At 64.0% G+C, this 12,417-nt stretch carries 13 protein-coding genes; 1 reads left to right on the top strand and 12 read right to left on the bottom strand.

The window, feature by feature from the left end; genetic code table 11:
- Nucleotides 1-148: 148 nt before the first annotated feature.
- From FHR72_RS25815 to FHR72_RS26695, 4 genes are all read right to left on the bottom strand, one after another.
- Entirely contained in the window at nucleotides 149-742 is a 594-nt protein-coding gene (locus tag FHR72_RS25815) for a hypothetical protein (RefSeq protein ID WP_396888525.1), read from the bottom strand.
- Nucleotides 739-1,515, bottom strand: a complete 777-nt coding sequence (locus tag FHR72_RS25810) for an Rv1363c family protein (RefSeq protein ID WP_260156260.1) — start codon at nucleotides 1,513-1,515, stop codon at nucleotides 739-741. Before FHR72_RS25810 ends, FHR72_RS25815 begins: the two co-directional genes overlap by 4 nt.
- Nucleotides 1,516-1,640: 125 nt before the next feature.
- The gene (locus tag FHR72_RS25805; protein ID WP_183474251.1) at nucleotides 1,641-2,054 is read right to left on the bottom strand and encodes an Rv2576c family protein; all 414 of its coding nucleotides are present in this window, start codon (nucleotides 2,052-2,054) and stop codon (nucleotides 1,641-1,643) included.
- Complete coding sequence (locus FHR72_RS26695; RefSeq protein ID WP_260156268.1) at nucleotides 2,047-2,379, bottom strand: hypothetical protein; 333 nt, start codon at nucleotides 2,377-2,379, stop codon at nucleotides 2,047-2,049. Before FHR72_RS26695 ends, FHR72_RS25805 begins: the two co-directional genes overlap by 8 nt.
- Before the next feature lie 189 nt (nucleotides 2,380-2,568).
- Between FHR72_RS26695 and FHR72_RS25800 the strand changes: the two genes are divergently transcribed.
- Nucleotides 2,569-3,078 (top strand): Rv2253/PknI dimerization domain-containing protein, encoded by a 510-nt coding sequence (locus FHR72_RS25800; protein WP_183474286.1) that lies wholly within the window; start codon nucleotides 2,569-2,571, stop codon nucleotides 3,076-3,078.
- Between the two features lie 27 nt (nucleotides 3,079-3,105).
- On the opposite strand, the gene FHR72_RS25795 is transcribed toward FHR72_RS25800, so the two are convergent.
- Genes FHR72_RS25795 through FHR72_RS25760 form a run of 8 tightly spaced genes read right to left on the bottom strand, consistent with a single transcriptional unit; the run spans nucleotide 3,106 to nucleotide 12,308 of the window.
- On the bottom strand, nucleotides 3,106-4,629 hold the full coding sequence (locus tag FHR72_RS25795; protein WP_183474249.1) for an MCE family protein: 1,524 nt from the start codon (nucleotides 4,627-4,629) through the stop codon (nucleotides 3,106-3,108).
- A complete protein-coding gene (locus FHR72_RS25790) occupies nucleotides 4,629-5,861 on the bottom strand; it encodes an MCE family protein (protein WP_183474247.1) in 1,233 nt (410 codons plus the stop codon). Before FHR72_RS25790 ends, FHR72_RS25795 begins: the two co-directional genes overlap by 1 nt.
- Complete coding sequence (locus tag FHR72_RS25785) at nucleotides 5,861-7,312, bottom strand: MCE family protein (RefSeq protein WP_183474245.1); 1,452 nt, start codon at nucleotides 7,310-7,312, stop codon at nucleotides 5,861-5,863. The genes FHR72_RS25790 and FHR72_RS25785 overlap by 1 nt, the downstream gene beginning before the upstream one ends.
- A gap of 11 nt (nucleotides 7,313-7,323) precedes the next feature.
- Entirely contained in the window at nucleotides 7,324-8,406 is a 1,083-nt protein-coding gene (locus tag FHR72_RS25780) for an MCE family protein (protein WP_183474242.1), read from the bottom strand.
- The gene (locus FHR72_RS25775) at nucleotides 8,406-9,437 is read right to left on the bottom strand and encodes an MCE family protein (RefSeq protein ID WP_183474239.1); all 1,032 of its coding nucleotides are present in this window, start codon (nucleotides 9,435-9,437) and stop codon (nucleotides 8,406-8,408) included. Before FHR72_RS25775 ends, FHR72_RS25780 begins: the two co-directional genes overlap by 1 nt.
- Nucleotides 9,434-10,621 (bottom strand): MCE family protein, encoded by a 1,188-nt coding sequence (locus FHR72_RS25770; RefSeq protein WP_183474272.1) that lies wholly within the window; start codon nucleotides 10,619-10,621, stop codon nucleotides 9,434-9,436. The genes FHR72_RS25775 and FHR72_RS25770 overlap by 4 nt, the downstream gene beginning before the upstream one ends.
- A gap of 16 nt (nucleotides 10,622-10,637) precedes the next feature.
- Nucleotides 10,638-11,486, bottom strand: coding sequence for an MlaE family ABC transporter permease (locus FHR72_RS25765; RefSeq protein WP_183474236.1), 849 nt, complete (start codon nucleotides 11,484-11,486; stop codon nucleotides 10,638-10,640).
- Nucleotides 11,487-11,495: 9 nt separating this feature from the next.
- The gene (locus FHR72_RS25760; protein WP_183474269.1) at nucleotides 11,496-12,308 is read right to left on the bottom strand and encodes an MlaE family ABC transporter permease; all 813 of its coding nucleotides are present in this window, start codon (nucleotides 12,306-12,308) and stop codon (nucleotides 11,496-11,498) included.
- Nucleotides 12,309-12,417: the final 109 nt, after the last annotated feature.

The following is a 12,417-nucleotide window of genomic DNA, read 5'->3' as shown; positions in this document are numbered from 1 at the left end:
CAACTCAAAAACCAAGCCACCGGCCGCCAAGTCGAGACCGCCACCGTCGGCATCACCGCCAACCAAGGCCTCTTCGGCCACGGCTCCTCAGTCATCATCGCCCGCTAGGACCGAGGATGTCGCCGAGTGACGCCGTCACCTCGCCTGGTCACACCGGATCGAATGCCGAAATAAGCCACGTGTCATCGACTTTGACGAGACTCACGATGACGCTGCTCGCGGTCAATGCCGGTTCTGGATGGTCACGGCTGGTTGTCTCCTGGTTGAGGAACACCAGCACCTTGGCCTCGCCGGGGTGGATCTCCATCGCCGCCGCACTGACCGCGCGCGCACTGGCCTTGACGCCCCGGTCGCGTACAGCGGGAGCGACCACGTCCGTGGTGAACTTTCCGTAGTACGTGAGGAATTCGCCGGTCATCCGAGACTTGGCCGTGGCGAGGTCCGTCTCGATCGTCTCGGGCGAATAAGACAGCAGGGCCACTGTTCCGCTGGAGGCTGCCGCAACCGCCGCCTGCTCGGCGGCAGCACTCGTCTGCCGATCGACCCGGTACTGGGTCAGGTAAACCGTCGCCAGCACCGCGGCTGAGCAGGCCAACAGGACCACCACCACAAGTGAACGCCAACGCGGCCTGTGTTCGTGAAGAGGACGCGCCAGAGCGGAACGCTGTTCGCTCGCCTCCGCATCCGGTAGCGATGCGCTATCACACAGGCTGTCGGACTCGGTCAACTCATCGACCGTCACGGCACGAACTCCACTTTGGACATCTTGATCTGATCTCCCTCTCGCTTCACGTCGACGTTCAGTCGCCAATTTCGCGGTGCTTCCTGAGCACCTGCGTCGTTGGTCACCGTGGACGAGGCACTGACCAGGACGACGGCGGAGTCAGCCGTTGTCGATTGCACCGCAGCGGCATTCGCCGTTGCTTTCGTGGTCACTCTGGCGTCGATGGCGACTTTGACGAAGTCCTCGGCTGCACTTTCGAATTCGGCGCGGAAGGGGTCGACAGAGTTGTCGATGATGCGCTGTACGCCGGCCTGGGGGTCCTCGAAGTCGATCGACATCAGAGTCACAACCGCCTGTTTGGCCGCCGCTGCGTACTCTGCACGGGTGCGCTGCTCCAGCGTCGCGTCATGATGTGTCCAGACGATGTAGCCACTGACCGCCAGCATCGCGACCGAACACAGGAGCGCAACGGCGGTACACAGCGCGCCAATTCGTGGTCTACGCCAGGCGTTGCCGACCTGAGGCGAGGCGGGTAGACCTTCTCCGTCCTCGGCGGCGTCGACGGTGACGCCCGTTTCCGTCGACGGGGTGCGGGGTGTCGCGCGAAGCCGGGCCGCGCGGGCACGGGCCCGGGCGGCGACGGCGAGCGCCTCGGCTTCCGCGGCGTCTGCCTCAGCTTGTTCGAGATCGTCGGCAGCTTCCCCGGGGGTGCGCGTGCTGCTGTCCGCATCGTTGTCGTCGGTATCGGTGAGCTGCCGCTCCTCGCCCCTCGGTGTCTTGGAGTTCGACATACTCCCGCGTTCCCTTCCTTGCCGGCGGCACCGCCGGATCGCTCGACGACTGCACCCTAGAACGTCGCGGCACGCAGGTTCACCGACGTTCCCACCCAGTGGGCCCCGTCACACTGCACCGATGGTTACCAGTGCCGGATCGAGCACAGCGCCCCCTTGGGGCCGTCGGCGGTCGACACCACCACGCCGTCGACGGATAACTCGCATCGAAACTCCGGATCCTGCAGCGACATCCCGCTTGTCGCCGACACCATCGCCCAGCGATTCGGGTCCAGCAACGTTGCGTTGAGCACCCACGGCCGTTCGGGACCGACCTCGACGGTGACCTTTGGGCTGTACCTGTAAGGGTTATGGCTGTAGTCCGCCCATGTGGGGGGATCCGCATCGCGGAAGTAGATGTCGGCTGTCACCGGTTGCGCGGTCGTGACGCTATAGGTGATCTTGTGGGGCACCTGCTGCGCGGCCGCCGGTGGCACAGGCACAGACCAGGCCGTGGCAGCGATCACCACCCCCATCGAGAGGGCTGCCACCCTACTCATCGTCACCCCGTCCCCACCGTGCGGCGCCGTTGTTCGATTGGCACATTAGGAAAAGCCCGTCTACGCCCTGGGCCACCCAATTCTCATATCCTGTGCAGGCGCTGTTGAACTCTCTGACTCCAGCCATCGAGGGCGAACGGAAGTACCGGGGCTCGTAACGCCGAGGAGAGCCGCAGAACACAAGTCGACCCCACGACGTCGTGCCGAAGACGTAATAGGCGGTGTCCGAGCACGGAGCCCCCAGCACGACACCCGGTCTGATCCCTGGCGCACAGGAAGGGCCGTCACACGGTGGTGGCTGAGCGGCGGCCGGAGCCGCGCTCATCAATCCAGCAGCAACCGAGGCGGCCACAGCTACAGCTCCGATGCGCACGTGATCACCGTGACACGGACCGCGGCGGCCTGCGTCAGATCCGTCCGCTCAGTGGACATTCGGCTATCGATGCGAGCCGGCCATGCTAATTTCCGAAGCTGCCGGCCTGTGTCCAGCGGCCGGTCTGAGGAGCAGGCGAAGATGCGTGTACCCGTTCTCGTGAGCACTGTTGCAGCAACGGCGGTCTTCAGCACCGTCCCGCTTGCGCCCACCGTTGCGGCGAACCCGGAGTGGGGACTCAACGGCACCTATACCGCAACCTCCAATGGTGAATGGGCGCGCAAGAACGAGGTGTTCTACGACCAGGCCAGCTCGCGCAGCACCTGGACAATCACCACTCAATGCAGTTATCCCGGGGAGTGCACTGGGACTGTAGACAGCGAATGGGGTTGGCGCGCACCCATTTACCAGAAGAGCGGAGTCTGGTATGTGAAGCACACCGTCGAGAAGTGGATTCCCTGTCAGGACGGCACAGCAGCTCCAGGACTCCAGGTGTTCCGCTTCAAAGCCATGACCCCCGAGGGTGCGATGACTGATCCGACATCCACGACGTTGGTCGGGGAAGACATCACCACAGGCCCCAGCGGAGCCTGCGGCGTGAACAAGGCCGTGTACATCAACATGCCGTTCAAGCTCGTCAAGGTTTCTTGAGTTCTCCGCACCCCTCGCACCGACCTGCTATCGGGGCAGAAGGTCTTGCCAACTGTTGGGCGCGCTATCGCCGAGATCCGTCTGCGTGAAGACCCCACCGTCGGGTGTCGCGTACTGCCCGGTTTCCGGGTTGTAGGTTGCGACCGCCACCGATGGACTGCCTTCTTGCTGACCGAAACTGCTCGGCGCCGCTGCGGCGGGTCCTGGTTGCGGCACCGGAACGGGATTCGACTCCGGTGGGGGCGGCGGCGTCCCTTGAAGCGGTCCGAAGATCTGGTCACTGAAGTCGATGCGGTCGTCAGGCGGTACACCCTGGGCGAGAAGTCCCGGATCGATCGGGTACGGGCCGAGGACGTGCTGACGCATCGCCAAAGGTTCGAAAGGCTTGTCACTCTCGCATATTTCGACCGTCGGTGCGCGCTTGCCCGGCTGTTCCATACAGGGAAAGTTGCGCGTTCCTCGCACCCCGATCGGCGAATCCTGCGGCAGTTTGCAATACAGGCCGTCCGGAGTGTCCACATCACTGAGGTCGGCTGGTGAGCGCCATGACGACGGCGGCAGGAATCCGACTGTGCACGCCGGTGGATCGCCCAGAGTCAGGGTGAACTCCGACAACGCCATACCGGTCGGATTGTTCAGCGAGGAGCCGTACGACTGCGTCGCTGCCAAATACGGCGGAAGCAGCACCAACAACTGCTCCAACGACGGGTGGTACGCGACCCCGACCTGACCGACCGTCGTCAGGTTCGCCAGCAACACCGGCAACGTGGGCTTCACGTCGCTCAGCAATCGCGAGGCTTCGTCGGCCGTTCCGGGACCCGTGCGCAGGATGTTGCGAACTGCCTGGTCGTTGGCCTGGACCTGCTGAGTGATCCCGGCGAGGCTACGCGCCCAGGTGTCGATCGCATCGACGCTCTCTGCCTGTCCGTCGAGAAGCGGACGGCCATCCTCTGCGAGGGAGCGCAACTGGTCGCCGGCGGCGTTGGCGTCGGAAGCCAGCCGGGAGGACGAATCGAACAGCGCGCCGAGTTCATAACCGGTCCCATTCAACGCTGTGAACGATTCGTCCAGCAGTCCGCTGAGCTTGCCCTGTGGAATGCTCTCCAGCAGGGCGCTCATCTGGTCGAGCATCGGCCCCACCGCCGGGGGTATCGAATCCTCGTCGGCGACGATCACCGAACCGTCTTCCAGATAAGGCCCGCCGTCGGATGCAGGGACGAGGTCGACGTACTGCTCGCCGACCGCCGAGACGCTGCGCACACTTGCCTTCAGGTCGGCCGGGATCTGCGGCGAGGTGTTCAACGACATCGTGACCGTGACACCGTCACGCGTCGGACGAATGTCGGTCACCTTGCCGACTTCGGTGCCGCGGTAGGTGACGTTGGAGAACTCGTAGAGCCCGCCGGTGGTGGGCAGCTGGACCTTGACGCTGATGCGGCCGAACCCGAAGAGAACGGGCGCCTGCAGGTAGACGAACACCATCGCGCCGAGCCCGACCACAGACGCAATCGTGAAGATCACCAGCTGAATTCGAACAAACCGGGTCAGCATCAGCTGCCTCCGCCGGCCAGGGCCGGAGCGGGGGGCGCGGACTCGGTGGGTGCGGCCCCGGCGCCTTCCACCGGTGGGTCGATCAGCGGCGGCACGGGCGCGACCTGGGCTGGGATCGGCGTCACCGGCGCCTGAAGCGGGTCCAGTGTGTACGACGAGTACCAGGGGTCGCCTGGGGCGGGAACCAGCGACGCGTTCGCATCACCCCACCGGGTGCCGAGCAGCATGCCTTGCTTGAGCCTCGGGATGGTGAAGTCGAAGACGATGAACTGGTTCATGTAGTCACCGCGGATGCCACGGTCGATGAACTCCTGGGTATACGGATAGCTCGGCAGGAACCCGAGCGCGGTCGCCAGATCGGGCCCGATGTCGGCCAGCGCCTTGATGGCCGGCTCAAGATTGGTCAGATTACGCACGATGTCGTCCTGCGAGTCGTTGATCAACTGGCTCGCCGTGGAACTGAACACACCCAGTTTCTCCATTGCTGTGGTGAAACGCGGACGTTCGTTGTTGAGCACCTCTAGGGCAGCCGGAATCCGCTGAAGAGCTTCGGTGAGTACGTCACGCTGGCCGGCAAACGTTCCAGCCAACCGATTCATCGCGTCGATGGTGGCGACGATGTTGTGGCGCTGCGTATCCAGCATTCCGACGACGTTGTTGATGCGGGTCAACAAATCCCTGATCTGGATCTGACGGCCGTCCAAGGCGGCATTGAAGTTGTGGATGATGTCACCGATCTGGGTGAGCCCTCCGCCGTTGACGACCAGCGACAGCGACGACAACGTCTGCTCGGTGGATGGATACGTCGAGGTCCTGTCGAGAGCCACGTCGGCGCCCGGCTGAAGCCGGCCCGACGGCTCCTCTCCCACCGGCGGATCGAGGGCGATGTGCATCGAACCCAGCAGGCTGGTCTGGCCGACGGTCGCGACCGCGTTGGCGGGGACGACGACGTCCGGTTTCACCGAGACGTCCACATCGGCGTGCCAGTCGCTGACAGTCATCTTGCGTACCGCGCCGATGACGACGTCGTTGAGAAGCACCGGCGAATTCGACTCCAGGGTACCGATGTTGGCGATCCGGAGGTGATACGTCACCGCTCCCGAACCGGTGCCCACCGTGCCCGGCAGGGGCAGTGAGTTCAGGCCGTCGAACGTGCAGCCGGAGGCGGTCATGGTGACACAAGCGGCGATGGCGGCCCATGTGCGCGCCGTCTTGCTCGCGATGCGCGGCATCACGGGGCTCCCTGTTGCGTCGGGGCTGCCTCTGCGGGCAGCAGCATCTCGTCGATGCTGGTGGGACCGGGCTCCGCCGGCGGCGGCGGCGGTACGCCGGGTGGAATGGGCGCGCCCGGGTACAGGGCCGGCTGTGGGTTGGCGGGCAGCCCGTGCGGGGCGTAGGCACCCGGTGGTTGAGAGGGATCCGACCACCCCGGTGGCGGTGCGACGTCGCCGGTGCCGGTGTAGGCCGACACCGCAGGCGGCATCTCGGCGGGCCCCGGTTCGGTCCCCCCACCCCCGGGCGCGATGGCCGGATCGGAGTAGACGATGTTCTGCGGCGCCGGACTCAGATAAGCGTTGAACGGCAGCGGCAGGTAGTTGAAGTTCATCAACCGCAGCGCGGGTCCCAGGTATTGAGCGCACGCTTTCCCGGATTCTTCTGCGGTGACGTTCTCGACCGCTGCGATGGATGAGCAGATCAACGTCACAGGGTTGGCGAAGTTGTTCATCGCGAATGATCCTCGCGGACCGCCGGAATCCGGATTGTAGATGTTGTAGCCGTTGACGAGCGCATTGGGCGCCGCATGCAGGATGTTCTTCAACACCATGCTGTCGTCGGCGAGTACCTGAGTCACGTTCGCGAGCCGTTGGACCTGTTCTACGGTCTGCTCTCTGGAACCCTGGACGAAGCGCTGCACTTCGCCGACGGCCTCTGACAGTGTCGTGATGGCGGAGTCCAGTTCAGCACGGCTCCCGTCGACCACGCTGGTCACGTCGGCGAGCCGGTCCTGGAACTGCACGATCTGAACGTTGCTGTCGCGCAACGCGCTGACGAACACCTGAAGGTTCTTGATGACTTCGGCGATGTCACCGCTACCCTCACCGAGGACCCGGCCGACTCCCGAGAGCTGGCTGATGGTCTCTCGCAGTTTGTCGCCGTTACCTGCCATGGCATCAGCGGTGGTGTCGATGAAGCGTCCCAGCGACGTTCCGGATATGCCGGTGCCGGGGCCCAGCTCGGATGCCAGACGGGTGAGCTGTTCCTTGATCTCATCCCACTCGACCGGCACTGCGGTGCGGTTCTCCGGAATCTCGGCCCCGTCGCTCATGACCGGCCCACTCGTCTCCGGTGTAGCGCCCCAGGCCGGCGTCAGCTGAACGTACCGGGCTGACACCAGGTTCGGTGCCACGATGATCGCCTCGGCATCGACCGGGATCGGCACGTCACGGTCCACGGCCAACGTCAGCTTGGACCGGGTCCCCTGCGGTTCGATGGCGTCGATGGTCCCGACCCGGACGCCGGCGATCCGCACCTCGTCCCCGGGATAGATGGCCGTCGCCGAACGGAAGTAGGCCGTGATGGTCTTCGGACTGAAGATCTGCTGGTAGACCACGAATCCGGTCCCCGCTACCGCCAACACGGCCAGCGCAGTCACCAGCACCGCGCGAAGAGGAGCCCGACGCATCCCGTCAATCCTCATCGCGAGCCTCCGGGAATGCCGTTGTACGGGAACGGGAACTCGGCACGCGGTCCCGCGTTGTCGGGCGGTTGCCCGGCGTCGGTACCTCGACGGAATCCCAGCGCGTAGTCGAGGAAGGGCTGAATCGCCGGCCCGGGAAGCAGGTTGGAGGCGAAACCGTTGTAGTAGAACCCGTTGTTGACCGCTTCTCCCTGTGTCACCTGATATTTCGCAAGGCCCTTGAGTGACGCCGAGATGTTGTCTCGGTTGCGTTCGAGCATCTCGGACACGGTGTTGAGCTTCTCCAAGGTCGGGGCGAGCTCGTGCTCGTTGTCGGCGACCAGTCCGGAGAGTTGTTGAGCCACCGCAGTTGTGCTCGCGAGCAGATTGACGATGGCGTACCGACGCTCGTGGAGCATAGCCAGCAGATCGTTCGCGTTGAGGATCAACGAGTTGACCTGGGCGCTGCGTTCCGAGAGCACGCCGGTCACGTCCGATGCGGACTTGAGCAGGCTGCCCAGGGATTCGTTGCGACTGTTGAGCGATCTGGACAAGCGGGTCACTCCATCGAAGGTGGGCGCCAGCTGCGGCGCGATCCTCTCGATGGTGTCCGAGAGCGTGTCCAACGACTGATTGATCGCGGCGGTGTCGGTGGCCGCGGTGTTGGAGGTGAACTCGCCGACCGCATCGGTCAACGAGTACGGGGATCCGGTCTGGGACAGCGGGATCACGCCTGCCGCACCCAGACTGTGCGTGCCCGCAGGTTTCAGGACAAGGACGCGTTCACCCAGGACGGTGGCGATGCCGATACTCGCGGTGGTGTCGCTGCCCACCGGTACCGAGCTGTTGACCGAGAACGTCACCATGGCGGTGCCGCGGTCGAGGGCGATATCGGAGACGGTACCGACGGTGACACCGGAGACTTTGACGTCGTTGCCGGCGGACAATCCACCGGCTTCGGCGAAGACGGCCTGGTAGCGGACGGAGGTCGCCATGGCCCACAGCTGCTGGGGCTGCAGCCCGACGACGATCACCAGGGCAATCAGCACGGCGCCGATGAAGCCGGCGCGAATCAAGGAGGATCCACGATATTTCTGCATTACGGCTCGGCGCACCTTCCGGTGTTTTGAATAACCCACGGGAAATGTGCTGTGCGGCCCTGCAAGTCGGAGACCCGGATGGAGATGCCGCACAGGTAGAGGTTCAGCCAGCTCCCGTAAGAACCGAGCCGCACGAGTTTGCGATAGTTCTGCGGTGTCTTCTGCAGTACGAGATCGAGCCGGGCCAGGTCGGTCTCGTTGGCGAGCAGCGGGGCCATGCGGTTCAGCTGATCGACGGTGCCTGCCAGCGGGGGCCGCGCTTGGGTGAGTAGGCCGGCCAGCGACGCCGTTCCGTCGTCCAGTGCGCTGATCGATTCGCCGATGGGGTCGCGATCCTGTGCCAGTCCGGTGGCCAACTGCTCAAGCTGATCGACGGCGCCGGAGAGCTTTTCGCCGTCCTTGGCGACGGTGGCCAGCGTGTCGTTGAGGGTGTCGATGAGCGCTTCCACGGTCTGGCCGTTGTCGGCCAGTGTGTTGGCCAACGACGAGGTCCTGGCGAACAGTGACTCGAAATTTCCGCCCTGGCCCTGCAGGATCTGAATGAGCGAACTGGTCAGTGCGTTGATGTCGTCGGGGTTCAGACCCTGGATCACGGGTTTGAGACCACCCAGCAGCAGGTCGAGGTTCAGTGCCGGCTCGGTCCGGTCCTGGCTTATGCGCGAGCCGGGTTCTTGGATCCGTGTGGATCCGGGCTGATCGAGCAGTTCGAGGTAGCGGTCTCCGACGAGGTTCAGGTAACGCGCCGCAACGCGCGTACTTTCGGTCAGCCTGACGTTGTCATCAGCGTCGAACTCGACGATGACGGTGTTGTCGCCCTGTAGTTCGATACCACGGACGGTCCCTATCCTGATGCCCGCGACCCGAACGGAATCTCCGGTCCGCAAGCTGGAGGAATCGGTGAACACTGCCGAGTACACGTTGGTGGAACTCGACCGGTACTGCCCGAAGATGACGAACAGTCCGGCCGTCAACACCACCATGACGAGCCCGAAGACGCCGAACTTCACCGCCGATCTGCCTACACTCGTCATCCCGGCTGGCCGATCTGGGCGCTATTGCGAGGCGGTCCGTCGATGGGACCGAACAGGAGTTGCTTCAGGCCATCGGAGTTGAGCACGATGCCCTGATTGCCGTACTGCGCCGGGTTGGCGCCCACGTCAGCTACGACGAATGGCGGGCTCTTCTGGAACGGCACCTTGGGCAGGTCCGTACATTGCGGTCCACCGGTCGCAGCGACTTTGGGGAGGTTCTGCGGATACCGGTACCGCTCCTGTCCCAGCACGATGGTCTGCAGCAGTAGACCGCCGGGGACCGGGGTACCCGGCGCTTTGGCGAGCTGGACCGCACCGCCCAGCCCGCAGTTGAGGGCTTCGTGATACTGGTTCAGCAGATCGGTTGTGGGGACGAGCAGGTCCATGGTGGTGGTGATCGCCTGCCGGTTGCCACCGATCACCTCGTTACCCTGGTCAGCCAGCCCGATCACGCTGACCAGTAACGAATCCAGGTTGTGCTGCTCATCGACGATCGACCGGCTGATCTGCGTCGTCGCGTCAAGTGTGCTCATCAACTCGGGAGCGACGTCGGCGTAGGCATCGAGCACCTGCGGAGCTGTCGCGAGCTCGTGTTCCATGGTCGGGAGGCTCGGCTCGATCTTGGCGAGAAACCCGTCGAAGTCGACCATCATCTGACCGATCTGGTCGCCGCGGCCGCTGAAGGCGGTCGCCAGTGCCCCCAGGGTCTCGTTGAGTTTCGCCGGTTCGATCTTGGCGAGCACCGTCGAGAGCTGCTCGAAGACCGTGTTGATCTCGACGGTGACGTGGTCGGCGTCCAGCACCTGACCGGCCTGCAATGACTCCGGCGCCGGGTCTGCGGGTGGCACCAACTCGACGAACTTGGACCCGAACACTGTCGATGAGGCGATGTCGACGGTGACGTTGGACGGGATGATGTCCATGAAGGATGGATTCATCGCGAGGTGGATGGCGGCCCGCCCGTCCGGTAGGGACTCGATCGAGTGCACCGAACCGACCTGTGCACCATGCAGTTTCACTTTGGCGTCGGGATTCATCACCAAACCGGCGCGCTGCGACAGCACGGTGACAGGAACTGTGGTGGTGAAGCTGCCGCGGAACAGACCGACGGCGAGCCCGACGACAGCCAGTAGGGCGACCACGGTCGCCGTCCCGATCAACGGCCGTCGCACGCTCGGTTGCATTGCCATCCGGTAACCCCTAACCCGACAAGTTGAAGTTGCCGTTGGAGCCGTAGATCGACAACGACACGAGCAAGGTCACCGAAATCACGACGATCAGCGACGTCCGCACTGCGTTACCGACCGCGACACCCACCCCTGACGGTCCCCCGCTGGCGAAGTAGCCGAAATAGGTGTGCACCAACAGGACTGCCATCGCCATCAAGATGGCCTGAAGAAACGACCACAACAGGTCCTTCGGATTCAGGAAGGTGGTGAAGTAGTGGTTGTAGAGCCCAGCCGATTGCCCGAACAGGACAACGGTGGTCAGCTTGCTCGCAGCGAAGGACAGCATCACGGCGATGGAGTAAAGGGGCGTGATGGCGATCATGCCGGCGACGATGCGGGTACTGACCAGGTATTCGACAGGGCGAATTCCCATGGTCTCCAAGGCATCGATTTCCTCGTTGATCCGCATGGCGCCCAGCTGTGCGGTGACGCCCGCTCCGAATGTCGCCGCGAGACCGATTCCGGCCACCACCGGCGCCGAGATGCGCACGTTGATGAACGCGGCGAGGAAGCCGGTCAAGGCTTCGATTCCGATGTCACCCAGCGAGCTGTAGCCCTGCACCGCAAGGGTGCCGCCCGCCGCCAAGGTCAAGAACCCGACGATGACGATCGTGCCGCCGATCATGGCCAAAGTTCCCGAGCCCATGCTGATCTCGGCCACCAAGCGGATGATCTCTTTGCGATAGTGGACGGCCGCATGGGGAACCCCAGCGAGGGCCCTGCCGTAGAAGGAGGTGTGATCGCCGATCCGGCTCACAGTGTCCACAGGGCGTCCGAGCTGCTGGGTCAGACGCGGATAGAGCGTGCGTGCGGTTGCCATGATCGTTCGCTATCCGGACGTCATTCGAATGCCGATAGCAGTGACCACGACGTTGACGACGAACAGCGCCATGAAGGCATACACCACCGTCTCGTTGACGGCGTTGCCTACCGCCTTCGCGCCGCCGCTGCTGATACTCAACCCGCGGTAACAGGCGACGAGACCCGCGATCAGACCGAAGAGTGCGGCCTTGACGCACGAGATGATGACCTCGGGGACACCGGTCAACAACGTGATACCGGCGGCGAAGGCGCCGGGGTTGACGTCTTGGATGAAGATCGAAAAGAAGTAACCACCAAGGATTCCGATGATCACGACCAAGCTGTTGAGCAGCAAGGCGACCAGTCCCGACGCCAGCATCCGAGGAGTGACCAGACGCTGAACGGGGTTGATTCCCAGCACTTCGAGCGCGTCGATCTCCTCCCGGATCGTGCGCGAACCGAGATCGGCGCACATTGCCGTCGCTCCCGCTCCCGCGACGATCAACACGGTGACCATCGGCCCGACCTGGGTGACGGCGCCGAAAGCGGCACCGGCGCCGGACAAATCGGCGGCCCCCAACTCCCGCAACAAGATGTTCAACGTGAAGCTGACCAGCACGGTGAACGGAATGGCCACCAACAGGGTCGGCATAAGGGACACGCGTGCGACGAACCAGGACTGCTCCAGGAATTCCCTGCCCTGAAACGGCCGCCGAAAGAGGAACTTCACTGCATCAGCGGACATGGACAGAAGTCCCCCGACCCCCTGCATCGGCGCCGCCACACCCGAACCGAGTACCGAAAGCCCCAGGGACCGACGGTCCGCGGCCTTATTGACCATATGCCGGTGAACCTCCCTCGGTGACTCTTTGCTACCTGTCGTTGCGGCGAGAGACACGTTGGCAGGTCGACATGACGTAGAACACATCGCGTCCCACCCACCGGGAACC

This window comes from Mycolicibacterium iranicum (genome assembly GCF_014190915.1).
In the GTDB taxonomy this organism is placed as follows: domain Bacteria; phylum Actinomycetota; class Actinomycetes; order Mycobacteriales; family Mycobacteriaceae; genus Mycobacterium; species Mycobacterium iranicum_B.
Note: the sequence above shows the minus strand (reverse complement) of the source record. Positions and strands in the feature narration are given on the sequence as shown.

Excerpts from the sequence above, each read along its gene's own strand:
- FHR72_RS26695 (WP_260156268.1), bottom strand. The coding sequence starts at position 2,379 with ATGAGCGCGGCTCCGGCCGCCGCTCAGCCACCACCGTGTGACGGCCCT.
- FHR72_RS25760 (WP_183474269.1), bottom strand. The coding sequence starts at position 12,308 with ATGGTCAATAAGGCCGCGGACCGTCGGTCCCTGGGGCTTTCGGTACTC.
- FHR72_RS25795 (WP_183474249.1), bottom strand. The coding sequence starts at position 4,629 with ATGCTGACCCGGTTTGTTCGAATTCAGCTGGTGATCTTCACGATTGCG.
- FHR72_RS25790 (WP_183474247.1), bottom strand. The coding sequence starts at position 5,861 with ATGCCGCGCATCGCGAGCAAGACGGCGCGCACATGGGCCGCCATCGCC.
- FHR72_RS25780 (WP_183474242.1), bottom strand. The coding sequence starts at position 8,406 with ATGCAGAAATATCGTGGATCCTCCTTGATTCGCGCCGGCTTCATCGGC.
- FHR72_RS25785 (WP_183474245.1), bottom strand. The coding sequence starts at position 7,312 with ATGCGTCGGGCTCCTCTTCGCGCGGTGCTGGTGACTGCGCTGGCCGTG.
- FHR72_RS25765 (WP_183474236.1), bottom strand. The coding sequence starts at position 11,486 with ATGGCAACCGCACGCACGCTCTATCCGCGTCTGACCCAGCAGCTCGGA.
- FHR72_RS25810 (WP_260156260.1), bottom strand. The coding sequence starts at position 1,515 with ATGTCGAACTCCAAGACACCGAGGGGCGAGGAGCGGCAGCTCACCGAT.
- FHR72_RS25775 (WP_183474239.1), bottom strand. The coding sequence starts at position 9,437 with ATGACGAGTGTAGGCAGATCGGCGGTGAAGTTCGGCGTCTTCGGGCTC.
- FHR72_RS25770 (WP_183474272.1), bottom strand. The coding sequence starts at position 10,621 with ATGCAACCGAGCGTGCGACGGCCGTTGATCGGGACGGCGACCGTGGTC.
- FHR72_RS25805 (WP_183474251.1), bottom strand. The coding sequence starts at position 2,054 with ATGAGTAGGGTGGCAGCCCTCTCGATGGGGGTGGTGATCGCTGCCACG.
- FHR72_RS25800 (WP_183474286.1), top strand. The coding sequence starts at position 2,569 with ATGCGTGTACCCGTTCTCGTGAGCACTGTTGCAGCAACGGCGGTCTTC.